Below are 26071 nucleotides of genomic sequence, written 5' to 3'. Positions count from 1 at the left end.
CGCAAAGTAAGCATAACGCTAGGGCTTGACCTTAGCGGAGTGTCTAGAGGCGCTTTGACTTCGCCTTTAAGAGTTCGATTGTGGACTACTTAAGAATCCCCGTCTCTTTAGAGCGGGGAGTGTCAAAGGTTACGAAAGCACTAGCTTTGGCATCTACGAGTACAAAGATAACCAACTCAAACAGGTGTTTTCAGGCGCGGGCTATGGTTGTTAACTTAATCGGGTGGTAGTTCCAAAGCAATGGAGCCGAGGATACCTTTGCGGAAGTCATTTAAGATTTGCCGAGCCGTTCGCTCCACATCATTTTGGTACTTTTGCTCTGCTAGAGCATGGAGATAAGATTCGCCTGTAAATTCCGCTGGGTCTAGCTCGTAGCGCGATCGCAACGGGTTGCCTGAAATGGCTTCGGGGGCAGTGGCTTGCATACCTTTGATCAAATCAATTAGAGCAGAGGTAACCCGCTGGTTATCATAGGCCGCTTCCCCAATATCATCACAGATGGCGAGCTTGAAGGCCGCTTCTTGGTCGTTGAGTTTGGAGGGCAAAACTCCAGGTGCATCCAGTAGTTCAATCTGATCTGAAATTCGCACCCACCGGAGTTGCCGTGTTACCCCAGCCCGACGTGCACTATCCACCACTCGCCGTTTTAGCAGCCGATTAATCAAGGCTGACTTGCCCACATTAGGAAAGCCCAATACCACGGCTCGCACCGGACGAGGTAACATGCCGCGATCGCGCCGTCGTTGGTTCATTTGGACACCTGCATTCTGAGCCGCCTGAGCGATCGCCTCAATCCCTTTGCCATGTTGGGCATCGGTAAATAGGGCTTCTTCCCCTTGCTCACGGAACCATTCAATCCAGCGATCGCGCATTTGCGCTGGAATCATATCCATCCGATTCAAAACCAACACTTTCGCTTTGTTGCCAATCCAGTGCGGCACCTGCGGGTGATGGGTGCTGAGCGGAATCCGGGCATCACGCACTTCTAGCACTACATCGACCAGTTTGAGTTGGCTCAGCAGCGCTCTCTCGGCCTTAGCGATGTGACCGGGATACCACTGGATGGCAGGAGTTGTCATAATTCAGCGAGCCAGATTTATTAACGCAGATTCATTATTATCCTAGCGATCGCCGCTATTACAACCAAATCAATGACTTCAGTAATCCGCCTTCTAGCTCACTCTAGCCAATCATGTCTTTGACTGTCTAAGCTGTAATGAGCAATCGGTCTTCCGTCAACATCAGTATTCATAACTTTTAATTGAGAGCCAGAAGGTACTTTATGAGTCAAATATTGCAAGCAACCTTCGATGGTCAGGTTTTATATCCAGATGAACCCATTCAACTAGTCCCGAACACTCGTGTCCGCATCACGATTGAAACCATTGAAACTCCACAACCTGCGCGCCCTTCATTTTTACAAACGGCTCGGACGTTAAATCTAGAAGGCACCGGTGATTGGTCAGAAAAAATAGACCAGTATCTTTATGAGGAAGGCCATCGGGCAGATGAATAAAGTCTTTCTTGATACAGCTTACGCAATCGCACTCGCAGCTTCCAGCGATCAACATCATCAAAAAGCTGTTTAAGTCGCTATAGAGTTAGAGGCCAATCAGACGAATTTAGTCACAACTAGAGCGATTGTTCTAGAAATTGGTAATGCACTTGCTAAGCGACGTTATCGTCAAGCTGCAACACAGTTGTTGAATGCTCTTGAAATTGATCCGCTAGTTGAAGTTATTCCAGTTTCAGAAGCTTTGTATCAACGGGGTTTCCAACTTTATGCACAAAGAATTGATAAAGATTGGGGAATCATAGATTGCATTTCATTCGTGGTGATGCAAGAGCAAGGCTTAACTGATGCATTGACAACGGATATTCATTTTCAACAAGCAGGTTTTCGGGCACTGCTACGGGAAGAGTAGTCATGATTGAGAGCGATCGCGCCTAGTTAGCGAACTTGCTCAATTACGGTACGAACAGCGGCATAGGGTTGGGCACCACTCAGCCTGATTGATGCTTCTAGCGGCTCACTCGCTTGGTGTATTAACAAAGCTGGAACCCCTGAAATGCCGAGTTTGTGGGCTAGCGCTTGATCGTTAATGACTCGTTCGGTGTACTGTCCAGTTTCTAAAGCAGTGGATAGAGCTTCACGATCTAAACCAATAGAAGTGGCGATCGCGAGCAAAATATCGAGATGATTCAAATCCAACCCATCTTCAAAGAAAGCGCGAAACAGGGCATGATGCATCGCCTCAAAACAGCCGCGATCGCGAGCAAACTCTGCTGCTTCTAGAGCTTTGCGGCTACGAGGTTGCACGGGTGGTAAGTGCAAAGTAACTCCCCGCTCTTTCGCCATTGGATAAACGGCACGCTCCCAAGTGGTGCGGAGATATTCGCCTTGGGGGTCAAGCGTGGGAATTGGGTCAGGCCGTAGTTCAAAGGCACGCCATACCACCTGGACGCTCTCACCATATTCCTGCCGCAGTTGCTCAAGAACTGGTTCTTCCAGATAGCAAAACGGGCAAACGTAATCGCTCCAGACATCAATTTGAACTTGGGCTTCTTCGGGCATGATCGTTCTTAGCGGCAGTTTCTTTTAGGTTAGAGCCCGACGATAAAGGCAGCAGCAGTCTGAGGAGATAGGGCGATCGCTCTTGCAATGCCTTAATTCTTGTGTTCAATAGTTAATAGCAACGAATAATTTCAACTCGTGACCCTCATGGCTTTCAAGGAGCCTTGATATGACACTAGAGCTATATCAGGAGGTTGCTGTAACTCGTGACCTACCAGAATATGAACTTAAGGCAGGAGATGTTGCCACGTTGGTTGATTTCGTGTCTCATCCTGCTAACAGCGAAGAGGGATGTGTCTTGGAAGTTTTTAACGCAGTGGGCGAGTCTTCGGCTGTAATTGCGGTTCCTATCTCTGCTGTAGAAGCTTTGCGTGGTGATGGTTGAGCGGGTGAAGGAGAAAGAGTTCAACGTCGGTTGAGTGCATTGTGGTTGACAAGCCTGAACCCAAGCAAGCTACCGCACCCGCAGGCGCAGGTATGGGCGGTGACTTCGACTACTAATCGCTAGTCATTAATTAATCTCAACCCTCATCTCCTCGGAGGTGGGGGTTTTTGTTAGTTGCGCTGAACTTATTTGACTTTGAGCCATCCCATCACTTGGCCCACTGTTAATTGCAACTCTGCTGCAAATGCGGGTACTGGAAGGTGATTGCTCTCGGCATCAAAAACTTGTGGCTGCTGTTGCGGGGTGTAGACGAGTACCAGTTGTTCGGCAGGGTCAATCAGCCATCCGATCTGGGTTCCGTGATTGAGGCAATGCAGGATGTTGGTGATAACGCGAGTTGCAGATTGGTCGGGGCTGAGAATTTCAATGGTCCAATCAGGATGTGCAGCAAATGTGTTCGCGATCGCGCCGTCTTCATTGGTTGGGATGCGTTCCCAGGCGAATACGGCGATGTCAGGAACGATGGAGCGGCCTGAGAATGTACAGCGTAATTCAGGTAAAGCCAGAGCAATTTGAGCGTCTTCAACAACAGCGTTAATCGTAGCGGTGAGCTTTTGTTGAATGCGGCTATGCTGTCCCTGCGGCATGGGCTTCTGAAAGACTTTTCCCTCAATAAATTCACTCGCTGGCTCGGTTTCTGGCAGTTTCAGAAACTCGTCTAGCGTGATGGGTTTGGGCGGTGTTTGTACCATCAGCAGCCATCCTTCTACAGCCCGATTGCCTTACATTGTAGCGATCGCTTTCACTATTAAATGAGCATCAGATTCTCTTTAATCAACTTGTAAGGAATTTGTTAGCAGCTCAAGCGTTTTCTGATCGCGATCGCCATTAAAAAACTTGTTGAGTAGTTGCTGAAAAACTGATCCTTCAGGTGACACATAAGCAAATAACGTCGCGCAGGATTGCAGCTTCATGTCATCAGGGGAACCGAAAATTTCATGCGCCGATCGCCCCTCTACACTCAAAGCCGCTTCAGCGGACTCTATTAGCCGTGGCCCCAAAATCGGATGATTTAGGTATGCCTTAGTTTCTGCAACGCTCTTGATCGCGTATCGCTTAGAGGTCGCGCTGAACCCTAGCCCGTCGAACTGCGGGAAGATATACCACATCCAATGCGATCGCTTCCGACCCTGCTTGACCTCGGAGAGTGCCCGTTCGTAATCGTGCTCCTGCGCTTTCACAAAGCGGTTCAGGTCATGCGGCTCACCCACGCCACCGAATTTCAGGTCTGTCATCAATTTTCTCCTACGGGATGCAATCAGGATCGGGCTTTATTCGTTCAGCGTTTGAGCGTTCTACTTTCTTATTGTGCTCCGAACGACTGCGCTCCGAACGACTGCGCCCCTCGCGATCGCTCACTTCTCCGAGTCAATTATTACGATCTGTAGCGAGTTCGCGAAAATTACTGCTTAAAGCGATCGCCCTCACAACTACCAATCTCCGAACTGGGTACAATCAACGAGAATCCAGTATTGAGGCAAACTTTTCGGTTCTCTCAAGACTGGTATACAAACTATAAGTAGTCGTACGTGTTCACTGGTGGAATCAGGGGAAGTAGGGAGGGTCACATGGATGTAGATCGCGATCAAGAGCGGTGTTTAGAAAGTTTGACTTGGGCTATAGAACAACTCCAAGGCAAGGTAGACACGGCCAAGCTCAATAAGATCGCGGAACTGATCATTCAAGCCATGACAGGCCCCTGGCGCTACTTCCACACCCCAGAGCATATTTTCGAAGTCGGGGATTCTGGCGACGCGACCGAAGTTTTGGCCGCCCTCTTTCACGATTTGGTTTATGTGCAAGTAGACCAAGGCATCAGCGTCAACATCAGTCGCTTCATTGCTCCCTTCATTAAAGAAACCCCAGGCCACCTCGCCATTCTGGATGCAGAAGACTTACCCAGCGATCGCAGCTTCACCTTGGTCTTAACGGTTTTTGGTTTTGCTCCCAGTCAACGACTTTCCCCAATGGCAGGCCAAAACGAATTTCTCAGCGCCGTGATCGCCGCCAAAAGTTTAGAACCCCTCCTTTCCTACAGCCAGCTAGCTCAGATTGCCGCTTGTATCGAAGCCACCGTTCCCTTTCGACCCAAATCGGCTGAAGGTATCAGTAGCGACGAATCTCTATACCGAAGACTCTTAAGCATCAGTCAGCAGTTCGATTTAGGCTGGACAGAAGCGGAAACTCTAGAAATTACGAAACGGGCCGTACGCCTTGCCAACCGAGATGTAGAGAATTTTGCCTTTCCTAGCTCCGCCCATTTCCTCGACAACACCTGGAACCTCATCCCCGAAACCAACCACGACCTGAAAAACACCAACGCCTACAAGGTGCAAGGCTACCGCTTGTCGATTCAAAAGATGGAAGGCTTCATGAACTTCCTCAAACCAGAAGTTGTGTTTCGGCAGTTCCACAGTGAACCCAATGATGAAACCTATCAACGGCTGATCAACAACACCGCCAAAAACTTAGAAGTGGCCCGATTATATCTGGGGGCAAAATTGGTTTCGATCGCCATTATTGAAGCGTTGGCGTTTCGAATTGGCCGCGATGTTCCGATCTCTACCATGATGGGCGAATTGCCATCTTCGGGCTTTTCAACGGTGCAATTAGAACATTTCTTACCAAAAATTTCTAGCTACATTCCACCAGCCACCCCAATCGAACATGATGCCTTAGAACTCTTAGAAAAAGGCCGTAGCATTGATTCTTTCTACGATGTAAAAAACTCGCCCACTGCAACTTTTGTGGTGAAGTCGATCGGTTTCGCAGCTTTGCGGCAGTTGTTGAAACATGCGAAAGCTTTCTTCCAAGATGAAATTTCTGCCGAAGAGTTTCTTTCCTACTGCGATCCCACCGTGGTAGAGACGGTGACGAAGGGTGTCATCCAACTCTTCGAGAGCCGTAAACTGGCGATGCAACAAGAATCTCTCAATCGTCATTCTGCGATCGCATCTTAAAGAACCTAACCCCCAGCCCCTTCCCTACTAGGGAAGGGGAGCCAGATTCAAAGCCCCTCGCCGCGTAGGAGAGGGGTTTGGGGAGAGGTCTGCTTTAGTCCAGATAAGTGAAAAACTATCTGACTCTCACACTTAGCGTTGCACTCTGTCAGAGTAACCTTGACGGCGCAGCTCATTCTTGTCTAGGTCGCTAGCGCTTCTGTCAGCGGTATCGGGATAGAGGCCACCAAAGTCCTTGACTGCTTCTGTGGACTCCTTGGCAATTCTTTCAATCCGACCCTCGCCATCGGAAGAATTGATCTCACGGGCTTCGCGATTCCACTCACCTGTGGTTTTGGGTCGGTCGGAATCGTTCTGGTGAGCGACGGTGTTGATTCGGTCACTAATCGCTTTGCTGCTACCGCTGTTAGGCTGAGCGTTGGTGGTCAACAAAATAAAACCAACGAGCGCAACAGCCAAAAAACGCTTGACTTGTAGTTGATTAAACAAAGAACTAACTTGAGCGATCGCTCCAGAAATCAAATTTTTCATCAAAGTACTCCACTAATCCATTTTCAAGGCTTTTCATAATTTCGAGAGACCATTGCACTTGTTTCGCGTTGTCTCAGGCAATTAATTCTCTCGACAAAATTAAGACTAACTAGTAAAACAAGATTCTTCCTCTAACAGAAGTCATAAGTCGCGATCGCTGATCGGCTGCTAAAGACTGACGAACACATCTATCAATGGTAGGGGTTGCTTACTAGCCACAGCGATCGCCCTTCGTTGTACCAATAGCTCTGCAACCAGCTCTAGAAGCGGCAGCTCTACAATAGAGGTCATTGAGGTTGGGCGATCGCAATGCACGTGCCAGAAACAAACCCCAAGGCTGTTATTTCTGAACCAAGTCTTTATGAAAGCGACTTCTATGCCTGGACGCAGAAACAAGCTGCTTTACTCCGCCAGCAGCAATGGAGCCAGCTTGACCTGCCAAATTTGATTGAGGAAATGGAATCTTTGGGCAAGCAGCAACGCCAAGAACTCCGCAACCGCTTGAGTTTGCTGATTGGACATTTGCTGAAATGGCAATACCAACCCGAACGTCGTAGTCGCAGCTGGCTAGCCACCATTCGGATTCAACGTCTTGACACTTCAGATTTGCTGGAAGATAACCCTAGCCTCAAGCTTTATGTAGAAGAAGTATTGCAGAAAGCTTATCTAAAAGGTGTGGAATTGGCTGTGAGTGAAACCGATTTACCCAGTCGTACTTTTCCCGCAGTATGTCCTTACGAGTTGGACAAAATTTTGAGCGATCGCTTTTATCCAGGAGAACCGAGTGAGTTAGTTGATGAGTTGGGGGTGAGCAACGCTACAAAACCTTGATTTTCACATGACCGTTTCGAGCGCTCTTGTCGGAAAGTTAGCCCAGCGATCGCAAACAGTTCCCTAAAGTCTGTTTACTTTCTCCATGAACTTTTGCAACTGGCTTCTGCTTCACTTCAACTTTGGCTTGAGAGGAAGCCACCATCAGGGTCACAAAAGCTAAGGCTTGAGCTGTTTCATAGCCGCAGGTTGCTGCTGGGTGCAAGAAATTTCAAAGGGATATCGCGATCGCCCCCTGAGTCAGCTAGTGTTCCTACAGTTATTGTTGCAGCTGCGATGAATTGAGATCTGATCTACGGGCTGGTGCGACTCATGCTTGATGCAATTTCTCCCTGCGGCTTTGGCTGCATACAACGCTTGATCGGCTAACTGCAACAGGCCAGCAGTTGTTTTGCCATGTTGGGGAAATACACTAACGCCCCCGGACACAGTGGACTGGATTTGTTGGCCATTGAACTCCACCCAGGTCTCTTGCCAGGACAGTCGAATTTGCTCCACCCGTCGATAGGCAAAGTCTAATGGCATCTTTGGCATCACTAGCACAAATTCCTCACCGCCATAACGACAGGCAATATCGCTAGAGCGGCTGTGGTAACTCAACAGCTCGCCAAAAGCTTGCAACACGCGATCGCCCCCTAGGTGCCCAAACGTATCGTTAATCTGCTTAAAATGATCAATATCTAGGAGAGCAACTGTAATGGGATAACCTTCACGGGTGGCTCGTGCCAAGTCTCTAGGAAACGTTTCTTCCAGATAACGGCGATTGAACAAGCCTGTGAGTACATCTCGTATCGCTCGCTCTCGCAACTGAGTTTGCAACGTCTTAATCTCTAGTAACTGGCCTTGTAAACAGTGATTGGCCTTTTGCAGTTCTAGCTCTGCTTGGTGGCGTTCGGTCACATCTCTTAAGATAATCAAGCACCCTGTAAGGTGCTGGGCGCGATCGCGGAGTGGGGTTGTGCGTAGCTCTATACAGCGCAGCGGCTTGCCCTCTCTAGCAATTGTTAGCCTATGGTCGCCGCTATCGTAGCAACGCCGAGCTATATCTTGCCATTGCAATAAGCTTTTCGCTACGGGCTGTCCAATACAGGCAACGGTTGCGCCTAGCAGCTCTCGTGCTGCTGGGTTAATATCCACAATGCGATTTTGCCGATCTAAAACCAGCACTCCATCACTCATGCTCTCAACCAACGTATCGCGGGCTACTGGTACTAGATCAAACATCTGAAAGCGAAAGAGACTCGCACAACAAATTAATCCAGTGAACATAAAGCTCATCGGTGTAATGTTCAAACCGGGAGGGGTGAGATCGAACACGTATAGGCTAACCCCGACGAAGGGAATCAAGGCTCCCGCTAGTGCCAACATGGACTGCCGCCGATAAAGCAGGGAGGGACGGAGCGCTGCTTTCAGTAAGAAAATTGCTCCAGCCAAGGTATAAGCATAAACACAAGCTATGATCCAAAAGAATCCGGGGCCATGCTCGTAAATGAGTAGGTTGTTTCTGTCAGAACTCCATAAAAATCCAGTCCAAACCCAATGATGCCAACTGTTTGTCATGACGAGAATGACATTCAAAATTGGCAAAGCCCAGAGCGATGCTAGATTTTTGGGGGTCAGCCACTGTTTTTGTTGGGTGAAGTGGGTTGCGAAAATCAGAAACAGTGTAATCACGCTGCCAGAGCCGACATACTCCAGCTTCGACCACAATATTTTGCTGGATAACGTCGTTGCGGTTGCCTCTAATGCTGCAACAGCGGCATACCCTGCGATCGCCAGCATCATTAAGATAAAGGGCTTGCTAGCCGGAGCTGCGGCTCGTCGCCGCCAAGCTGCATAGGCAACCCCTACAGAGATTAGGGCAGTGAGTCCTAGAAGATAACAGTAAGGATGAAGGTAAGAAATACCAGCATTGTGATGTAGCGTGTTAAGGCCCATCTCTAGCACTATAGCAGTAGGGATAATTCAGTACGTACAATTCAGCATGTACCACTCAGTATGCACAACCCATCGCAGTCCCGCTTCTGCTGAGTTGCTGAAGATTGCTTGTATTCTGCACAAAACTGTAGGTAACGTAAACTGGCTAAAACCAAGCCGCCAAAATAGAACCTAATCGGAATGCGATCGCGCCCACCGATTCAAGAGAGCGATCGCAAACACTTCAATAAATCCTGTTTGCCTACCACATAAACTTTTGCCACTGGGTTCTCTCTAACCTGTACCTTCGCTTGAGAGAAGGCCACAATCGCAGTCACAAAGGTTAAGCCCTTTAACTTTTTCATCGCGACGGCTTGCCTTGTGGCTTGCTGCAGAAAGTCTTTCTCGAAGGGGTATTGCGATCGCCCGTATTGGCGGTACAACTGCTTGCCGTCACTCCGCACCTCACCCCGATGGGATTTGACATCAATTGTGTAGGCTCGGCCTTGCGGGGACAGCAGAAATACGTCTACATCTCCGACCGAGCGATCGCGCACCCCATATTCAATCTGCCAGCCTTCGCTTTGCAGAGGTGTGAGGACTGCCGCGATCGCTTCTTCTCCCGCTGCACCTTGGTCGGCGCGATTGGCTTTGCTCCATAACTTTTGAGCTCGGAAGTAGCTGAAACCTGCTGGCACTAAGCAGCCCAAATAGAGCCAACTGGGTAACGACACAACTGTTGGGAAGAGAAACTGGAGGAGCCACGGTAGCACCCAGGGCAACAACACCCACAACGCGGCGATCGCAAACCCCAACACTGCTTTTGTGCGGCGCTGTCTAGCCATCACCCGCACATTTTGTCCTGCCCGTGGCACTGGTGCTTCTCTAGTTGGTTAGTTTTGCTAGTAATTCAGGCTCTTAGCCTTAGGGCACGATTAACACGGGACAGGGGGAAAGATTGATCACCCGATTGGTGACACTGTCGGCGGCTCCCTCCTCAGTCAGCCCTAGACCTCGGCAGCCCATAATAATTAAGTCAACTTCAATTTCATCCGCAACATCACAGATGGTGAAAGCAGGCTTGCCTTCGCGTTCGATCAGTTCGGTGTCAATTCCTTGATCCGAAAACAGATTTCTAGCGGTTTTCAGCAATTCCGCGATCGCTTCTGGGGAAGCCATTTCCGCACTGGGAGCCTCTTCCCCAGGCTCTGGTGTTTCCACCACAGACAAAATAATTAAGCGACTGTGATGGAACTTCACCAGCTCTGCCACAGTATCGGCAGCTTGACGGGATTCGCGGCTTTGGTCAATGGGAAACAGAACAGTTTTAAACATGAGCGCAACTCCGGGACACAGACCTAGGTAAAATGTGGACGGCGCATAATACGAACCCAACAACAGATTCAGGTTGATCCGTTCAGGCTTTCTCGTTGATTAGGTAGAAATACCTGAAACAGGTCACGGCTTGTTTTAATCTAATTAATAGGTACAAAGGCTCACTCAGGAGATTTTTCTGTGTCCAAAAAAACTGTAGCAAATTTATCGTCGTCCGATTTAGCTGGCAAGCGGGTTCTAGTCCGGGCTGACTTCAACGTACCCCTCGACGACCAAGGCAATATCACAGACGATACTCGCATCCGGGCCGCTCTGCCAACCATCCAAGAGTTGACCTCGAAGGGAGCCAAGGTAATTTTGTGCAGCCACTTTGGACGGCCCAAGGGCGTAGACGACAGCCTGCGTCTGACTCCTGTGGCTAACCGCCTCTCCGAGTTGCTGGGTAAAACCGTGGTCAAGACCGACGACTGCATCGGTGACGAAGCTGCGGCTAAAGTCGGTGCCTTGCAAAACGGTGATGTGCTGTTGCTAGAAAATGTCCGCTTCTACAAAGAAGAAGAAAAGAATGATCCTGAATTTGCCAAAAAGCTAGCTTCTCTGGCCGACCTATACGTGAATGACGCTTTCGGTACTGCTCACCGGGCGCATGCTTCCACCGAAGGTGTGACTCACTACCTCAAGCCTTCTGTCGCTGGCATTCTGATTGAGAAAGAACTCAAGTACCTACAAAACGCGATCGAAAATCCTCAGCGTCCTTTGGCAGCGATCGTTGGTGGCTCCAAAGTTTCAAGCAAAATCGGCGTCATCGAAACCCTGCTCGACAAAGTAGACAAGCTGTTCATCGGCGGCGGCATGATCTTCACCTTCTACAAAGCGCGGGGTCTGAGCGTGGGTAAGTCTCTGGTAGAAGAAGACAAGCTAGACCTCGCTCGCGCCCTAGAAGCGAAAGCCAAAGAAAAAGGAGTTGAGCTGTTGCTGCCTACCGATGTGGTAGTAGCTGACAACTTCGCGGCTGATGCCAACGCCCAAACCGTCAGCATCGAAAACATTCCCGATGGCTGGATGGGTCTGGATATTGGTCCCGACTCAATCAAAGTGTTCCAAGACGCGTTGGGCCAGTGCAAGAGCGTGATCTGGAACGGACCAATGGGTGTGTTCGAGTTTGATAAATTCGCCCAAGGCACCGAAGCGATCGCTCATACTCTGGCAGATCTAACCAAGCAAGGCGTAACCACCATCATCGGCGGCGGCGACTCTGTGGCTGCGGTGGAAAAAGTCGGCGTGGCAGACCAAATGAGCCACATTTCTACCGGGGGTGGGGCCAGCCTGGAACTGCTCGAAGGTAAAGAGCTACCTGGTATTGCCGCTCTAGATGAAGCGTAAAGCGCAATCACTATGACCTTAATGGCAGCTTAATGGCGTTCTTCGTGCAGGGCAGGCTCAGGTCTGCCCTTTATTTTGGGCGATCGCTTTTGCGCCACTAGCGCCCATAAAAAACTGGCAGCTCCAAGGTTGTAGTCAGGAGTGCCAGCCTAGCGTGCATGGATTGATGTGAACTCTCTTTACAGTGTGGCCCACTCACTCAGCAGCAACATCCTCCAGTCAGGTGGTTTGCACCAGCCATCACTTAGCCTCCTGCAAGATTGGTTGAAGTGGGCTGGACGTTATGGCGCTCTTCTTGAAATAATCTGAGCGCGTAAGCAGTGGCTGGCATAGCTTGTAACTCTGCAACTCGCACTGCCATCCCCGGAGGTAACTCCTCAAATTCAGGTAGCGTAACGCCATACTCTTTGGGCATTAAGACAGGAGCTGCAAGAGCTGCAAAGGTTAAATCAGCAGCCGTGAAAGTATTGCCAACCAGATAACGTCGGCCATCCGATAGTCGCTGGCTGACCATTTCAAAAATATGCTTGGTTTCACTAAAAGCTGTGGCTTCTGACTCAGCGGTGACATTTAGCGCTTTAGCAATTAGCTGACGAGTGAGTGGAAATAAAACTGGGGTTAAGCGCCGCTCTAGGGTTGGAGTACCTTCACACCACACTGGCAGGGTTAGATCGCTCCTGGGCAGCAAGTGGAAGTAGACCCAGCATCGCAAAGCCACTCCCAAGCGAGCATCGAACAATTCTTCTAGCTCCTCAACCTCTCGTCGCAAATCTGGGTCGCTAGGATATAGCTTGTGTTCGAGGGCGAAAACCTGATCTACGTACTGCAAAATTTGGGTTGAGTCAGCCACAACTTCTGTCTGCGTGACTAAGACTGGAACCTTGGCCCCAGCTCCTAACTGCCAGGTAGCAAGGCGACTAAACAAGGGAGCATGACGTTCTTCCACGTAATCTACCTGAAGCCGATCTAGAGCCCACCGAGCTTTCTCGCAATAATGGCTCACTGGAATCGTAATCAGACGGAGGGCAGGGCTTTCAATGGGTGGTTGCATGTGATTGATACCTAATGCCAACGTCAGCCGCCTATAACCTAGCTGGTTTCAGCCATAATTGCCAGACTTAGGTCATGATTTGATCCAGAGGCGATCGCGGCGAAAACAGTACCGCCCCATCTAAAACTATGCGAGTTGTCGTTCAACGGGTTAAATCTTCTCAAGTCACGGTTGATGACCAAGTAATTGGCAAAATTAGCCGAGGCTTGAATCTGCTGGTGGGCATTTCCAGCACCGACACAGAAGCCGAACTCGATTGGATGGCCCGGAAATGTTTGGAGCTGCGACTATTTCCTGACTCAGACAATGGCAGTGGCCGCTTTGACCAATCGGTGCAAGAAATCGGGGGTGAGCTGTTGGTGGTCAGCCAGTTTACCCTCTACGGAGATTGTCGCAAAGGTCGCCGTCCCTCTTTTGATCAAGCCGCTGCTCCTGCGATCGCGGAACAACTCTATGAACAATTTGTGGCTAAACTTCGCCAAAGTGGTCTCAAGGTAGAAACTGGGAAATTCGGAGCCGTGATGGAAGTCGCGATCGAGAATGATGGCCCGGTGACGATGTGGTTGGAGCGCAAGGCTACTTGACGTGAGTGGGTGGTGCGTTTCAACGCACCCTACAGGATTGCACCTGCTACCATTCCTACGAGCAAGATAAAGCCTAACCAGACATTTTGGCGGAACATTTGGCCGTAGGTGGCTGGAGGGAGATGGTTTTGGCGGAGGCGGATCGATTGCCAAGCCCAACCTGCAACTGCGATCGCCCAAGTGAGCCAAAAGCTGAAGTGAAGCTGCATCTCTAAGCCCAGCCAAGCCAACAATAGGGCGGTGCCGATGTAGAACAAACCAATCGCAGAGGCAGTTCTAGGGCCAAAGAATAAAGCACTGGAGTTCACCCCAATTCGGCGATCGTCTTCGCGATCGGGCATGGCGTAAACGGTATCAAAACCTAGCGTCCACAGGACGGTGGCTCCCCACAACAACCAGGTGGGAAATTCTAAGCGTCCTGTGACGGCGCTCCAGCTAATCAGCACTGCAAAACCCCAGGCGATCGAGAGGACCAGTTGGGGGACAGGAAACACTCGCTTGGCTGAGGGATATAACAGGATGACTGGAACGGCTGCAACGCAGAGCCAAAAACTTAATGCGTTGAGATACAAGGCTAAGCCCCAAGCACAGAGCAATGAAACTAGCAGCACCACAAACCCCGTTTTGACGGAAAGGGCACGAGAGGCGAGGGGGCGATCGCGGGTGCGCTGCACTTTGGGGTCAATGTTGCGGTCCCACAAGTCATTCACCACACAGCCAGCGGCACTGGTCGCCAGACTGCCTAAGACGATCACGCCGACTAAAAGAAGTGGTGGTGTGCCTCGTGCCGCCAGAAATACCGCCCAGAGCGCTGGCAACATTAAGATCAAGCGTCCTTCTGGTTTGTCCCACCTCAGAAGCCGAATCACGGTTAGCCAAGTGGGTTCAGGTTGTTGCTCAGGCTGGGTCAGCATGGGTTAGGCGGGAGAAAACTGTTACAATTCCTAATCTTTTAGAATATCGCTGTTCTCGGTGCAGAAATTCGCTTTTGTTAGCGAAAAACTGACGCGATCGCCTGTTCCAGCTCTTCAACCAAGGAAAAGCATCAGAGGACGACACGCCGCGATAAGATCAGGGCGATCGCAGATTCAGCGCAAAAGGCAGAGGCAGTCCGGTGAGCGTTCCCATCTCGGCTGAGCAAGATCGCATTCTTGCCGCCATTGACATTGGCACTAATTCCATTCACATGGTCGTGGTACGGGTTCAGCCCACCTTGCCCGCCTTTAGCATCATGGCCCGCGAGAAAGATACCGCTCGGCTGGGCGATCGCGACCCCGAAACCGGAGATCTCACCCCTGCGGCAATGAAACGGGCGATCGCGGCGTTGAAGCGCTGTAAAGATATTGCGGCCACGCTCAATGCCGAGCAAATTATTGCAGTGGCTACCAGTGCAGTACGGGAAGCGCCCAACGGCAAAGACTTTGTCAAACAAGTGGAAGCGGAAGTTGGCATCATCGTCAACTTAATCTCTGGGCAAGAAGAAGCCCGCCGCATCTACTTAGGCGTACTTTCTGGGATGGAGTTCGATAACCAACCCCACGTGATCATCGACATTGGTGGTGGTTCTACCGAGCTGATTCTAGGCGATGGGCATGAACCGCGTACGCTCAGCAGCACCAAGGTTGGAGCGGTTCGCCTCACTGCTGAATATGTCAGCACAGACCCGATTAGCAACGCGGAATTTCAATATCTGCAAGCTTATATCCGAGGCATGGTCGAGCGTCCAGTCGAGGAGTTACGGGCTCATCTCAAACCCGGAGAAGTGCCGCGTTTAGTCGGAACCTCTGGCACTGCCGAAACGGTTGCCATGCTTCATGCCCGTGAAATGCTAGGCATCATTCCGGACCCCTTGAACGGGTATCGGGTGTCGCTGGCAGACCTCAGAGAAATTGTGGCACGTCTGCGAAAACTCAGCTTTGCTGAGCGGCTGGCTCTACCGGGAATATCAGAGCGTCGTGCCGAAATCATTCTGGCAGGAGCCTTGATTCTGCAAGAGACAATGGCTTTCTTGGAAATTGATGCCTTCACCATCTGCGAGCGGGCTTTGCGCGAAGGCGTGGTGGTGGATTGGATGCTGACCCACGGACTGATCGAAGATAAGTTGCGCTACCAAAGTTCTGTGCGGCAGCGGAGTGTGAAGCGGGTGGTTCGCAAGTATCAGGTGAATCTGGAATATAGCCAACGGGTAGCAGAATTTGCCACCAGCTTATTTGACCAAACTCAGGGTTGGTTACACTTCTGGGGTGAGGAAGAAAAAGAACTGCTGTGGGCTGCTGGCATGCTTCATAACTGCGGGCACCATGTGAACCATGCCTCCCACCATAAGCACTCTTATTACTTAATCCGCAACGGTGATTTACTCGGCTATACCGAAATTGAAATTGAAACTATTGCAAACTTAGCTCGCTACCACCGCAAAAGCAGTCCCAAAAAGAAACACGAAACCTACCGCAATCTCACCAGCAAAAAGCATCGACGTGTGGTCGAACAGTTGAGTGCTTTGTTGCGCTTAGCGGTCGCCCTCGATCGCCGTCAGATTGGAGCGGTACAGCAGGTTCGCTGTGAGTATCGAGCTGAGACGAGGGAATTGTATCTCTGGCTCCAACCGACGCAGCCCAAGGATGATTGTGCTTTAGAGTTGTGGAGTGTGGATTACAAGAAGGGTGCCTTCGAGACGGAATTTAACCTCAAGCTGATCGCCAAGTTGGCAGCAGAAGCAGCTCCAGTCCCAATTCCTTAGCGATCGCGTAGCTTTTTGCGCAACTATACTGAGTCAAAAATTTTACTAAATCTATTTTAATATACTCAGTAATCCTGGTTTGGCTGGGGCATGCTAATAGATAGCCATTCGGACCCAGCAGAATTTGTATGCAAGGCCCCAATCAGCCGCTAGATCAGAGTTGCTGTTGCTCCACCCATTGCTGTAGAAGCGATTCCAGGGGCCAAGGGGACCCGCAAGCGATCGCTGGTACAAAACAAGCTCAACAACAGTCACCGCAGGATCAGCGGGAGCTAGAAGCCAAAGTGGCCGAGCGCACGGCTGAGCTGACTCGCATGAACCAGCAATTACAGCAGGAAATCTTACAACATCAAACGACTGTCACAGCGTTACAGGAAAGCCATTCACTTCTGAGAAATGTGATTGATCACATTCCCGATCATGTGTTTGCCAAAGATGTGGCAGGCCGCTTTGTTTTGGTCAATGCCACACTTGCCAACTCCTTAGCTCAACCACCGGAGGCGCTCCTAGGCAAGCAGAGCGATGAAATTTTTGCTGCTGAAGTTGCCACGCGATTTCGCGCCAAAGATCTACACGTTATCAGCACAGGAGTATCTGAAACCTTTGAAGAATTGTTCAGCTCTCCCACGGGTCTATTAACAACGAGGCTCACTACCAAACTGCCTTGGCGGAATGCAAACGATGAAATTATTGGCATTATTGGCATCGCGCGGGATATCAGCAGTCGCATTCATACAGAAACAGCCTTACGAGAAAGTGAGGAACGGTATCGCCAACTGGTAGAGCTTTGTCCGGACGCTATTTTTATTCAGCGTGACGGCAAGTTTGTGTTTCTCAATCCAGCAGCTGTCGAGTTGTATGGCGGCACCTGCACCGAAGATTTGATCGGCACCTCTGTTTTAGAGCGGGTTCATCCGGACTACCAAGCGTTAGTTCAAGCTCGTATGCAGCAGCTCCAGCAAAGTAAGACTCCTGCGCCTCTGATGGAGCAAAAACTTTGCCGCTTAGATGGCACGATGGTCGATGCAGAGGTGACGGCTATTCCCCTAACCTACCAAGGAGAACCTGCAATTCAAGTGGTACTGCGGGATATCACAGAACGCCAAAGAGTAGAAGCTGTACTCAGAGACAGCGAAGCTCAGCTCAAACTGGACATCATTGAGGGGCAACAGGCAGAAGAGTTGCTGCGCCAGCAAAGCCAACGCGATCGCTTGATTGCAGATGTTGTTCAGCAGATTCGTCAGTCTCTGCATCTCGATACCATTCTCAGCACCACAGTCAAAAATATTCGTCAATGTTTAGAGAGCGATCGCGTCACGCTCTACCGTCTAGATGGCAACAGTCGGGGACGATTTATTGCTGAGTCTGTAGCACCGGAGTGGCCTTCATTGCTACGCACTACCATGCGCCAATCGTGGTTGAAACACTATCTAGACCACTATCATCAAGGCTTGGTTTCCGTCTTCGTGGATGTGCAACAGGCATTCTCGCCAGGAATGGAGCGGTTTTTGCAGCGCTACCAAGTGCAAGCGGGTTTAGCAGTGCCTATTCTACAGGGACAAAAGCTATGGGGACTGTTGATGGTTCACCAGTGCTCTACCTCCCGTGACTGGCAAGTTTACGAAATAGATCTGCTCCAGCAATTAGCCGCCCAAGTCGCGATCGCCATTCAACAATCAGAACTGTTTCGGCAGGTGCAACAGTTAAATACCGTTTTGGAAGATCAAGTCCAAGAACGCACCGCTCAACTGGCGCAAGCTCTGGACTTTGAGGCGCGGTTGAAGCGAATTACCGACAAAGTGCGCGACAGCCTAGATGAAGATCACATCCTCACTACAGCAGTACAGGAATTGGCTTTGGGTTTGGAGGTGCGGTGTTGTGATACTGGAATCTACAATGCTGCGCACACGACTTCTACGATTACTCATGAATATAGTGATAGCTTGTCAGCTATTGGTCGAACTATCGCAATGGCCGATAGACCAGAGATCTACCAGCAGCTTTTACAAGGCCAGTACTTACAATTTTGTATTAGTGATAGTTTAACCATCCGTTCTGCCCAAGGGTCATCCACCATGTTGGCTTGCCCAATTCTGGATGACCAAGGAGTGCTAGGAGATCTCTCGCTCTTTCGTCCCGATCACTCAATCTTTAATGAGCTAGAAATTCGTCTAGTGCAGCAAGTTGCTAATCAGTGTGCGATCGCGATTCGGCAAGCTCGTCTGTATCAAGCGGCGCAAGCCCAAGTCGCCGAACTCGAAAAGTTGAATCGGCTCAAAGATGATTTTCTTAGCACCATTTCTCATGAGCTGCGTACGCCGATGGCGAGTATCAAAATGGCAGCTCAAATGCTAGAAATGACTCTGATGCAGGAAGAGAAACTCGCTCCTAGCTCCTCTGATCGCGCTTCGCAGTACTTCCAAGTCTTACATGACGAATGCGATCGCGAGATTAAACTGATTAACGATCTGCTCGACTTAACTCGCCTAGACGCAGAAACAGAGCCACTCCTCTTCACTGCCATCAACCCCTATTGTTGGATTCCGAGCGTAGTTGAACCGTTTTTAGAACAGGCGCGAATGCAAGAGCAAGAGTTGCAAGTGCATTTGCCCCCTGGCTTACCCACGCTGCACACCGATTTGAGCATTTTAGAGCGCATCTTAACCGAATTGCTCCGCAATGCCTGTAAGTACACACCGACCCAAGCCGCGATCGCGGTGACAGCTCAGGCCAACTCAGAATTTTTCCGGCTCACAGTGCATAACTCCGGCGTGGAGATTGCAGCCGTAGAACTAGAGCATGTCTTTGATAAGTTTTACCGCATCCCCAACCATGACCCCTGGAAGCATGGCGGCACAGGCTTGGGGCTCGCCCTAGTGAGAAAATTGGTAGAACACTTAAGCGGCACTATCCAAGCAACGAGTGAGGCGAACCAGGTCAGCTTTACTGTGCAGATCCCGATCGCACCTCCCGCTTTAACTTGAGTGCCGAGCGATTACTCTGTCTTGCCCAAACGCCGTTGCAGTTGCCTGAAAGCTTGATACATTTCTGGTAACCGTTTGTAAATGGCTGAAGCTTTCAAATAGATTTTGTTATCTACGGCTGGGCTACCCGACACGATCGCCCCTGGTGCCACATCGCCGTGAATTCCTGTTTGTGCCGTCGCGATCGCCCCATCTCCAACTATTGCTTGGTTAGCGACCCCTACTTGTCCCGCCAAAATCACCCGATTGCCAATTTTGACTCCGCCTGCCATCCCCACCTGAGCCGCCATTGCACAAGCTTCCCCGATCTGGCAACCATGAGCGATATGCACCATATTGTCGAGTTTGGTGTTGCGGCCAATCCGAGTTTCCCCCACCGCAGGGCGATCGACGGTAGAGTTGCAGCCAATTTCCACCCCATCCTCCAGCACCGTATAACCCGACTGCTCCATCTTGTACCAACCTGCTTGGGTCGGGACAAAGCCAAAACCTTCAGAACCGATCGCCGCTCCAGAGTGAATCACACAATCATTGCCAATGCGGGTGCGCTCATGAATTACACAATTGGCATGGAGGGTGGTGCGATCGCCAATCTGCACCTCTGGGTAAACCACCACATTGGGATGAATGCAAACCTCATCCCCAATCTTCGCGTTTGCCTGAATGACCACATGCGGCCCGATATATACTCTCTGACCCACTTGTGCCGTGGGGTGAATCACTGCGGTTGGGTGAATATCAGGAGTGGGACGGAAGGGTTTGTAGAATAGGGCGATCGCTTGAGCAAATACCAATCGTGGCTGGGAGGTGGCAATCCAGGCAATGCCTCTTTCTGTCGCCTGCGCTTGCAAAGTTTCGTTGGGGGGCAAAATTAAAGCACTCGCCGCTGTTTTGCCCACTTCCGCCGCAAACTTGTCGCCCTCAATGTAACTAAGCTGCCCTGAGACCGCTTCATCGATCGCTGCAACACCTTGTAGATCTGGGTCGCAGCTAGGGTGACTGGTCAAGCTACTACCAGTCGCAACAGTACTGAGGGGTTGAATAATTTGACTAAACTTCATCGCAAACAGGCAACAAGAGGTGGCGTAACGCATGGTAAGCCGTAATTGAGGCGATCGGCAACTTTTGCAACAAGACTCATACAGACCAAAACACCTAAAACCCCTCTAGCTGCAGTCTAGAAGGGGCTTTAGGTGTTTAACCTAGGTTATTCGCGATTTGATTTAAAGCAACCTGATCTTATTTTGATTGTTTCTGAGAAAAGACAACGACATCTCCACCACTCAGCACATCAATCGCCACCACATCGGTGAGGGCGACGTTGTTGTTGTTCAATACGTTCTTGATAATCTCGTTGTCGTTCAAGACGTTCTGTAGATTCAGGATCTCTACGTTATTGCGGTTTAATGCATTATTAAGCGCATTAACATTGTTGCCGTTAAGCACATCTTCAACATTCACAACCCGCACATGTTCAACGGTCAGGTTGTTCAACGCTTTTAAATTGGTAATTTCAACTGCAATATTGTTCAGAGCTGCAATGAGATTACCAGCAGTTGCTTGTTTGACAATCTGAGCGCTTGCAGGCTCTTGCATTAGAGTAACCGCTGGAATGCCGAGCATGAGAATGCCAGCACCCAACATAGAAGCCAATCGTACTTGTTTGTTCTGCATGTGAACCTCCTAAGGTTTTCGGCCTGAACTTCGAATATAAACAGCTATCCGTTATGAAGAATACAAACAGAGTTGAGCTATATTGCTAAACTCTTTTGCAGAGCGTCTTGTCGGAATGAATTGCTGATATCTCCAAAGTACAAATCTGTTGCTCTGGTTGCCCCTGTCAAAAGGGTTACATTTCCCTACTGGTAAGGATCACACTAGAGTTGGAGGGCGGAACTGTTCCCGGAATTTTATAAAGAGTTCATTAAGAAATTCTATCGCTTCCCGAAATTCCATAAAAAATTCATGAAGCAATCATATCGCTGCACCAGCGTTTAACTGCATTGAGCCAGATTTAGCTAACCCCTCCTGGCGATGGCCGTAGTAGCCTTCACACAGATTGGAACGCAGATGGATAAATGACTTTGCTTTGATATCCCTGTAGTTCCGGTTGCAAGAGCTTCACCATAAAAAATCCCGCTGGAACTGGAAAAGGAGACTCAATGCCATAGTTCACAGATGGCTCAAAGCCAAAGCGGTTATAGAACGGAGGATGTCCTAAAATAATGACTATTACATCTCCTCGCTCTTCTGCTTTTGCCAAACCTATTTGAACGAGAGCACTGCCCATTCCCTGGCGTTGATATTGAGGATGTACCGCCAAAGGAGCCAAACCTAGAACAGGCAGCGTTTCTTCGCCCACCAAGTCGATGTAGCTAAAAAGGATATGTCCGACAACTACGCCTGCCTTTTCTGCCACTAAAGTTAGCTCAGGGATATAGCGATCGGACAATCGGATCTGTTCTACTAGATGGGCTTCATCTCCCTGCTTAAATGCTGCAAATAAGAGATCAGCGATCGCCGGATAATCGGCGGGGGTTTCAACTCGGATTTGCATCGGTAGCCATTAAACTTGCCGTTCTAGAAAGGCTACACATTCCACATGAGCAGTTTGCGGAAAGAAATCGACGGGTTGAGCTTTGACCAACCGATAGTTGCCTTCCTGACAGAGAATCTTCAGGTCACGCGCTTGAGTCGCGGGTTTGCAGCTAACATACACAATCCGCTGAGGCTGGATTTGCAGCAACGTCTCCAACACAGCGCGATCGCAACCTTTGCGGGGTGGATCGAGCAGCACAATATCTGGTTGCACAGCTAGTGTGCGTAACACCTGCTCTACTGCTCCTGCCTGAAACGTCACATTCTTAATGCCGTTTAGCTCTGCGTTTAGTTGGGCTTGCGCGATCGCTTCCGGTTGCAGTTCTAGCCCGATCGCCTGCTTCACCCGTTTCGCCAAGGGCAATGTGAACGTTCCCACCCCACAGTAAGCATCGATCAGCGTCTCATGGCCTTGCAGATTTAATTGGCTCATGATTTTCCGCAACAGCGCTTCTGCCTGCTCGGTATAGACCTGAAAGAAAGTAGTGGCATGAATTTGGAACTGCAAGCCACCAAACTTTTCATTCAAATAAGACTGGCCCGCAATACAGCGAGTTTCATCGCCAAAAATTGCATTAGTTTTGTGTGGGTTGATATTGAGAGAGACACCGACTAGCTCAGGGTAGCGATTCAACCATTCCTGCGCTTGATCTTCTAAGCCCGACAAGTTGGCATCTTTTGCCACCAAAACCAGCAGAATTTCTCCGGTGCGCCGACCAATCCGGAATCCTAAGTGGCGAACCTTGCCCCGATGTTGCTTTTCGTCATAAACGCCCCAACCCCGCTGATAAATATCTTGCTTGACCTCCGCTAGCAAAGGATTCAAGCGAGCATCTTGGATTGGGCATTGATTCAAGTTCACCAGATGATGGCTACCTTTTTGGTAGTAGCCTGCCTGCAATTGACCCGACTGCGATCGCCCCAAGGGATAGGTCGCTTTGTTGCGGTAGGCCAAATCTGCTTCTGCGCCTAAAATCGGCTCTACAGGTGGCTCACTAAACCCACCAATCCGCTCTAAGGCTTGAATTACCTGGTTGCGCTTGGCTTTGAGCTGATAGGCATAGTCAATATGCTGCCACTGGCAACCGCCACATTTATCCGCCACAATGCAGCGAGGCCGAATCCGATTGGGGGATGCTTCGACGATCTGCATCAACTTGCCCTGAGCATATTGCGGCTTCACTTGCACCAACCGCACCGACACGCGATCGCCAGGAACGGTATCGGGTACAAATACCACTCGCTGACTAAAGCGACCCACGCCTTCCCCACCATCGGTCAGGTCATGAATTTCAATTTCTACCAACTCCCCTTGCCGCCATTGTTCGGTCGTAGGATCAGTGGACTGGTTTGCAGGCGTGGTTCGGGGAGTAGACACAATACTTTCCTTAATGAATCAAATCACTGCGATCGCAGTAACCTTTCTATTTTGACTTGTAGAAACCCCGTTGCGTGCAACCCACTTGAATTGTAAAAATGCAGGATCGCGATCGCGACTATTTTTGCACTTCCGCCAGAAACCAAGCTCCCACCTGGCTATTATCCATCTGACGACTCCGCTGTAGGGCTTCGTCTAGGAGGGCGATCGCAAGTCCTGGCAATACTTGAGATTGAGCAATCCGTTGGCTTCCCTGATCAGGCAGAATTCTAAAAGCCGTGATGTGCGCTTGCTGAACATCCACTACCCAATATTCCGCTACCCCTACGTCTTCGTATAGCAGCCGTTTAACCCCTAAATCATCCGCCAAAGATGTATCAGCAATCTCGATCGCTAAGTCTGGAGCGGGTGTGCTGTCCAAATCCACTACTGAGCTTCCTTGCGGCGATAGTGAGACGCGATCGCCAACGTAGTAAGACAAATCAGGCTGACACTCTCGCACGTCTCTCTTCCGGTAGGAACAGTTAGAGAGCGATCGCATCGGTACGCCTTTGGCAATCCCAAACAAGTTAACTAAAAGTGCGGCAACGCCACTGCAACCTGCATGATTTGGCCCTACAGGTGCCATTTCTATCCTCATTTGTCCATTGTGATAGTAGCCCTTGGCATTGGTATAAACAGGACTCGCGATCGCCTGCTCATACTCCTCCCAAGTAGCTGACACCCAAACATCTGTTGGTAATGTTGTCTGCATGCTAATCATCAGCTTGGCTCACAACAATTTGTAATTGGTCGCGATCGCTATCTAACCACCCTGGGAAAACTCATATCAATTCTTTAGGGCAAATGTATTCCCACCGATGCCGCAGCTCCCTTTAAAACTTCTTTGACCACCTCAGCTACAACTGCTTTTCCAGCAGCCTCTTGTACCCACTTTGTTAGTTTTTCTCTAATAGTCGGATTACTTTTTGCTTGTGTCGCAAGATCATCAGCTACTTGCTGTTTAGCTACATCGACAGTAACTCCTGATTTTTGCCGTTGCTCCACAAGGTCTTGAATTTGAGCCTCTACCTGAGTTAAGTCCTGGCTCATGTTGACGTAGTCGCCTTGAATGTAATCACCACCTCCAGTATTAATAGATTCGTAGTAGCTTCCACCGCCAGTGTAAATATTGCGATCGCCGCTCATCAAGTTAGTTTCTCCTATCTGAAAGTTGAGTGTAGTAATGTGACCGACTTGAACTTTTGGTGCTTCTAAAACTCGCACGAGCTTTTCGAATGCAAAATCTTTAGCTTTTACTTCCCCTTCAAGAGTCGCTACTTTAAGCTCAAGTTCGTAAGTTCTTTGCTCAAGAAAAGTTCTGATTTCAACTCCGTCTGCATTTGGTGGATAACCCACTTTGAGAGTTACTAATCCATCTCCTAAAACTTTGTACTCTTGTAAGAAAAGCTCACCACCATATTCATCAAGCACTTGTATATTTGATTCATTAAAAGCATAGGCAAAAGCTTTCCAGGGTACACCATCACGGAAAGCTAGTTCAATAACATTTTGAGCAACTTGAAACCGTTTAGTAAACTCTCCTGGAGCAAAGTTTTCACTGCTTGGATAGCGTTCTTCTAACTGATCTGCTACACCAAGCCTACGGTAAACATAGTCGCAGAGCACACTACTTAAGTTTGTACTTTCGTTAATTGACCAATCTTGAATACAAACACCAGTAAGTATTGCTCTCTCAAAATTTGTATAGACTGCCCTAGCCAATAGCAAAATTGATTCGCTTAGATCAGCCTTTGTAAAATTAGCCTTAGTGAGATCTGCCTTAGTGAGATTAGCTGTATGTAATCTAGCTCCATAGAGACAAGCGTCACTTAAATTGGCTTGTAAGAGATCAGCACCACTCAAATCCGCTTCATATAAATTGGCTGGTCCCAATATAGCTTCGCTGAGAAAAGCCCCACGCAGATCAGCTCTAGTTAAATCAACCCCAAAAAGGTAAGCTCTTTGAAGAAAAGCTCTAGTAAGTATGGCTTCCCTAAGTGAGGAACCACTAAAATTAGAATTCCAAAGAATTGTATTGTGGAAATCAAAACCATCAAGATTAATTCCACTAAAGCTCACGCCACCAAGATCGGGATTCACATTAGGATTTTCTTCTCTCCACCTATTCCAAACTTCTACACCTTGCCTTAGCAGAGATAAATACTTCTCCTTCTCACTCCAGGGATTTTCTTTTGATTGAAAATGCTGAGGCTGATTAATCTGAAAAAATAAGTTTTTAAGTTCTTCAGCAATTGCTTGAGGCGGTTCTCCTGTTAGAGCAGTCATGATTAAACGCTCTGCAACTTGGAATTCTCCACAATCGATCGCGAGAGCAGCCGCACTACGATGTAAAACCGAACGAGTTGGTTCAGCATTTAGATCATTTGCAATCAGTGCAGCTGCTTGAGCCTCTTTTTCAAACGCTTGTCGTAGCAGTTGATTCGATTGCGCCAGATCACCCCTCAGCTTTGCAGTCAAGGCACTCTCAGCTAAGTCCATTGCTTCTTGGTGTAACGCTTGGATTTGGCTCATTTTTGTACCATCACCGATCGCGGCTGACTAAACTCGACCACAACGCTACGGCGGGGTAATAGCAGGTAATCCTTCCCCCAGTTTAGTCAATACAATTGCTTGAGTCTCGCTCATACTTTACTCAGTAGACCGAAGCCCATATTATCGGCCCTTGCAACTTCAGGATAGCGATCGCAATTCCTTGT

Annotated in this window: 25 protein-coding genes and 1 pseudogene; 9 read left to right on the top strand and 17 right to left on the bottom strand. The window is 49.4% G+C overall.

Translation table 11 applies throughout. The annotated features are described in order from the left end of the window. Window positions 1-215: 215 nt before the first annotated feature. Complete coding sequence (ylqF, locus tag KME12_12500; protein ID MBW4488600.1) at window positions 216-1079, bottom strand: ribosome biogenesis GTPase YlqF; 864 nt, start codon at window positions 1077-1079, stop codon at window positions 216-218. A gap of 203 nt (window positions 1080-1282) precedes the next feature. Here ylqF and KME12_12495 point away from each other — a divergent pair, with 203 nt between their 5' ends. After that, window positions 1283-1516 (top strand): hypothetical protein, encoded by a 234-nt coding sequence (locus KME12_12495; GenBank protein ID MBW4488599.1) that lies wholly within the window; start codon window positions 1283-1285, stop codon window positions 1514-1516. Further along, window positions 1488-1925: pseudogene (locus tag KME12_12490) on the top strand (type II toxin-antitoxin system VapC family toxin). Before KME12_12495 ends, KME12_12490 begins: the two are co-directional and overlap by 29 nt. Before the next feature lie 26 nt (window positions 1926-1951). Here the strand turns inward: KME12_12490 and KME12_12485 are convergent. After that, window positions 1952-2575: a DsbA family oxidoreductase gene (locus KME12_12485; protein ID MBW4488598.1), complete on the bottom strand. Its 624-nt coding sequence runs from the start codon at window positions 2573-2575 to the stop codon at window positions 1952-1954. Window positions 2576-2744: 169 nt separating this feature from the next. Here KME12_12485 and KME12_12480 point away from each other — a divergent pair, with 169 nt between their 5' ends. Then, on the top strand, window positions 2745-2960 hold the full coding sequence (locus tag KME12_12480) for a DUF4926 domain-containing protein (GenBank protein ID MBW4488597.1): 216 nt from the start codon (window positions 2745-2747) through the stop codon (window positions 2958-2960). Between the two features lie 185 nt (window positions 2961-3145). On the opposite strand, the gene KME12_12475 is transcribed toward KME12_12480, so the two are convergent. Together KME12_12475 and KME12_12470 are read right to left on the bottom strand one after the other, a co-directional pair. Next, window positions 3146-3712 carry a Uma2 family endonuclease gene (locus tag KME12_12475; GenBank protein MBW4488596.1) on the bottom strand — a complete coding sequence of 189 codons (567 nt, stop codon included), beginning with the start codon at window positions 3710-3712 and terminating at the stop codon, window positions 3146-3148. Between the two features lie 78 nt (window positions 3713-3790). After that, window positions 3791-4255, bottom strand: coding sequence for a DUF1810 domain-containing protein (locus KME12_12470; GenBank protein MBW4488595.1), 465 nt, complete (start codon window positions 4253-4255; stop codon window positions 3791-3793). A 333-nt stretch (window positions 4256-4588) separates the two neighbouring features. Here KME12_12470 and KME12_12465 point away from each other — a divergent pair, with 333 nt between their 5' ends. Further along, complete coding sequence (locus KME12_12465) at window positions 4589-5980, top strand: hypothetical protein (GenBank protein ID MBW4488594.1); 1392 nt, start codon at window positions 4589-4591, stop codon at window positions 5978-5980. 132 nt (window positions 5981-6112) lie between these two features. Here KME12_12465 and KME12_12460 read toward each other — a convergent pair whose 3' ends face one another. Continuing rightward, on the bottom strand, window positions 6113-6511 hold the full coding sequence (locus tag KME12_12460; GenBank protein MBW4488593.1) for a hypothetical protein: 399 nt from the start codon (window positions 6509-6511) through the stop codon (window positions 6113-6115). A gap of 309 nt (window positions 6512-6820) precedes the next feature. On the opposite strand from KME12_12460, the gene KME12_12455 reads away from it, so the two are divergent. Continuing rightward, window positions 6821-7342, top strand: coding sequence for a DUF29 domain-containing protein (locus KME12_12455; protein ID MBW4488592.1), 522 nt, complete (start codon window positions 6821-6823; stop codon window positions 7340-7342). A gap of 37 nt (window positions 7343-7379) precedes the next feature. On the opposite strand, the gene KME12_12450 is transcribed toward KME12_12455, so the two are convergent. The 4 genes from KME12_12450 to KME12_12435 form a co-directional block, all read right to left on the bottom strand. Then, window positions 7380-7547, bottom strand: a complete 168-nt coding sequence (locus KME12_12450; GenBank protein MBW4488591.1) for a hypothetical protein — start codon at window positions 7545-7547, stop codon at window positions 7380-7382. A 35-nt stretch (window positions 7548-7582) separates the two neighbouring features. Further along, window positions 7583-9280 (bottom strand): diguanylate cyclase, encoded by a 1698-nt coding sequence (locus tag KME12_12445; protein ID MBW4488590.1) that lies wholly within the window; start codon window positions 9278-9280, stop codon window positions 7583-7585. A gap of 200 nt (window positions 9281-9480) precedes the next feature. Next, the gene (locus KME12_12440; GenBank protein ID MBW4488589.1) at window positions 9481-10134 is read right to left on the bottom strand and encodes an NERD domain-containing protein; all 654 of its coding nucleotides are present in this window, start codon (window positions 10132-10134) and stop codon (window positions 9481-9483) included. A gap of 49 nt (window positions 10135-10183) precedes the next feature. Continuing rightward, window positions 10184-10594 (bottom strand): universal stress protein, encoded by a 411-nt coding sequence (locus tag KME12_12435; protein MBW4488588.1) that lies wholly within the window; start codon window positions 10592-10594, stop codon window positions 10184-10186. 180 nt (window positions 10595-10774) lie between these two features. Here KME12_12435 and KME12_12430 point away from each other — a divergent pair, with 180 nt between their 5' ends. Then, window positions 10775-11977, top strand: coding sequence for a phosphoglycerate kinase (locus tag KME12_12430; GenBank protein ID MBW4488587.1), 1203 nt, complete (start codon window positions 10775-10777; stop codon window positions 11975-11977). A 244-nt stretch (window positions 11978-12221) separates the two neighbouring features. Here KME12_12430 and KME12_12425 read toward each other — a convergent pair whose 3' ends face one another. Beyond that, window positions 12222-13028: a glutathione S-transferase gene (locus KME12_12425; protein MBW4488586.1), complete on the bottom strand. Its 807-nt coding sequence runs from the start codon at window positions 13026-13028 to the stop codon at window positions 12222-12224. A 128-nt stretch (window positions 13029-13156) separates the two neighbouring features. Between KME12_12425 and dtd the strand changes: the two genes are divergently transcribed. Then, complete coding sequence (gene dtd / locus KME12_12420; GenBank protein MBW4488585.1) at window positions 13157-13612, top strand: D-tyrosyl-tRNA(Tyr) deacylase; 456 nt, start codon at window positions 13157-13159, stop codon at window positions 13610-13612. A gap of 29 nt (window positions 13613-13641) precedes the next feature. Here the strand turns inward: dtd and KME12_12415 are convergent, their stop codons facing one another. Then, entirely contained in the window at window positions 13642-14526 is an 885-nt protein-coding gene (locus KME12_12415; GenBank protein MBW4488584.1) for a 4-hydroxybenzoate solanesyltransferase, read from the bottom strand. Window positions 14527-14798: 272 nt separating this feature from the next. Here KME12_12415 and KME12_12410 point away from each other — a divergent pair, with 272 nt between their 5' ends. Then, window positions 14799-16352 carry a Ppx/GppA family phosphatase gene (locus KME12_12410; protein ID MBW4488583.1) on the top strand — a complete coding sequence of 518 codons (1554 nt, stop codon included), beginning with the start codon at window positions 14799-14801 and terminating at the stop codon, window positions 16350-16352. A gap of 128 nt (window positions 16353-16480) precedes the next feature. Continuing rightward, window positions 16481-19336, top strand: coding sequence for a PAS domain S-box protein (locus KME12_12405; protein ID MBW4488582.1), 2856 nt, complete (start codon window positions 16481-16483; stop codon window positions 19334-19336). Window positions 19337-19347: 11 nt separating this feature from the next. Here the strand turns inward: KME12_12405 and lpxD are convergent, their stop codons facing one another. From lpxD to KME12_12375, 6 genes are all read right to left on the bottom strand, one after another. Then, a complete protein-coding gene (gene lpxD, locus KME12_12400) occupies window positions 19348-20397 on the bottom strand; it encodes a UDP-3-O-(3-hydroxymyristoyl)glucosamine N-acyltransferase (GenBank protein MBW4488581.1) in 1050 nt (349 codons plus the stop codon). A 178-nt stretch (window positions 20398-20575) separates the two neighbouring features. Then, the gene (locus KME12_12395) at window positions 20576-21010 is read right to left on the bottom strand and encodes a hypothetical protein (protein ID MBW4488580.1); all 435 of its coding nucleotides are present in this window, start codon (window positions 21008-21010) and stop codon (window positions 20576-20578) included. Between the two features lie 376 nt (window positions 21011-21386). After that, on the bottom strand, window positions 21387-21893 hold the full coding sequence (locus KME12_12390) for an N-acetyltransferase (protein ID MBW4488579.1): 507 nt from the start codon (window positions 21891-21893) through the stop codon (window positions 21387-21389). A gap of 9 nt (window positions 21894-21902) precedes the next feature. Then, the gene (rlmD, locus tag KME12_12385; GenBank protein MBW4488578.1) at window positions 21903-23312 is read right to left on the bottom strand and encodes a 23S rRNA (uracil(1939)-C(5))-methyltransferase RlmD; all 1410 of its coding nucleotides are present in this window, start codon (window positions 23310-23312) and stop codon (window positions 21903-21905) included. A 118-nt stretch (window positions 23313-23430) separates the two neighbouring features. Further along, a complete protein-coding gene (locus KME12_12380; GenBank protein ID MBW4488577.1) occupies window positions 23431-24075 on the bottom strand; it encodes a Uma2 family endonuclease in 645 nt (214 codons plus the stop codon). A 74-nt stretch (window positions 24076-24149) separates the two neighbouring features. Further along, window positions 24150-25886, bottom strand: a complete 1737-nt coding sequence (locus KME12_12375; GenBank protein MBW4488576.1) for a pentapeptide repeat-containing protein — start codon at window positions 25884-25886, stop codon at window positions 24150-24152. Window positions 25887-26071 lie beyond the last annotated feature (185 nt).

This window comes from Trichocoleus desertorum ATA4-8-CV12, from assembly GCA_019358975.1.
Lineage (GTDB): Bacteria > Cyanobacteriota > Cyanobacteriia > FACHB-46 > FACHB-46 > Trichocoleus > Trichocoleus desertorum_A.
This window is presented reverse-complemented; position numbering and strand designations above follow the sequence as displayed.

Excerpts from the sequence above, each read along its gene's own strand:
- ylqF (MBW4488600.1), bottom strand. The coding sequence starts at position 1,079 with ATGACAACTCCTGCCATCCAGTGGTATCCCGGTCACATCGCTAAGGCC.
- KME12_12495 (MBW4488599.1), top strand. The coding sequence starts at position 1,283 with ATGAGTCAAATATTGCAAGCAACCTTCGATGGTCAGGTTTTATATCCA.
- KME12_12485 (MBW4488598.1), bottom strand. The coding sequence starts at position 2,575 with ATGCCCGAAGAAGCCCAAGTTCAAATTGATGTCTGGAGCGATTACGTT.
- KME12_12480 (MBW4488597.1), top strand. The coding sequence starts at position 2,745 with ATGACACTAGAGCTATATCAGGAGGTTGCTGTAACTCGTGACCTACCA.
- KME12_12475 (MBW4488596.1), bottom strand. The coding sequence starts at position 3,712 with ATGGTACAAACACCGCCCAAACCCATCACGCTAGACGAGTTTCTGAAA.
- KME12_12470 (MBW4488595.1), bottom strand. The coding sequence starts at position 4,255 with ATGACAGACCTGAAATTCGGTGGCGTGGGTGAGCCGCATGACCTGAAC.
- KME12_12465 (MBW4488594.1), top strand. The coding sequence starts at position 4,589 with ATGGATGTAGATCGCGATCAAGAGCGGTGTTTAGAAAGTTTGACTTGG.
- KME12_12460 (MBW4488593.1), bottom strand. The coding sequence starts at position 6,511 with ATGAAAAATTTGATTTCTGGAGCGATCGCTCAAGTTAGTTCTTTGTTT.
- KME12_12455 (MBW4488592.1), top strand. The coding sequence starts at position 6,821 with ATGCACGTGCCAGAAACAAACCCCAAGGCTGTTATTTCTGAACCAAGT.
- KME12_12445 (MBW4488590.1), bottom strand. The coding sequence starts at position 9,280 with ATGGGCCTTAACACGCTACATCACAATGCTGGTATTTCTTACCTTCAT.
- KME12_12435 (MBW4488588.1), bottom strand. The coding sequence starts at position 10,594 with ATGTTTAAAACTGTTCTGTTTCCCATTGACCAAAGCCGCGAATCCCGT.
- KME12_12425 (MBW4488586.1), bottom strand. The coding sequence starts at position 13,028 with ATGCAACCACCCATTGAAAGCCCTGCCCTCCGTCTGATTACGATTCCA.
- dtd (MBW4488585.1), top strand. The coding sequence starts at position 13,157 with ATGCGAGTTGTCGTTCAACGGGTTAAATCTTCTCAAGTCACGGTTGAT.
- KME12_12415 (MBW4488584.1), bottom strand. The coding sequence starts at position 14,526 with ATGCTGACCCAGCCTGAGCAACAACCTGAACCCACTTGGCTAACCGTG.
- KME12_12410 (MBW4488583.1), top strand. The coding sequence starts at position 14,799 with ATGGTCGTGGTACGGGTTCAGCCCACCTTGCCCGCCTTTAGCATCATG.
- KME12_12405 (MBW4488582.1), top strand. The coding sequence starts at position 16,481 with ATGCAAGGCCCCAATCAGCCGCTAGATCAGAGTTGCTGTTGCTCCACC.
- lpxD (MBW4488581.1), bottom strand. The coding sequence starts at position 20,397 with ATGAAGTTTAGTCAAATTATTCAACCCCTCAGTACTGTTGCGACTGGT.
- KME12_12395 (MBW4488580.1), bottom strand. The coding sequence starts at position 21,010 with ATGCAGAACAAACAAGTACGATTGGCTTCTATGTTGGGTGCTGGCATT.
- KME12_12390 (MBW4488579.1), bottom strand. The coding sequence starts at position 21,893 with ATGCAAATCCGAGTTGAAACCCCCGCCGATTATCCGGCGATCGCTGAT.
- KME12_12380 (MBW4488577.1), bottom strand. The coding sequence starts at position 24,075 with ATGATTAGCATGCAGACAACATTACCAACAGATGTTTGGGTGTCAGCT.
- KME12_12375 (MBW4488576.1), bottom strand. The coding sequence starts at position 25,886 with ATGAGCCAAATCCAAGCGTTACACCAAGAAGCAATGGACTTAGCTGAG.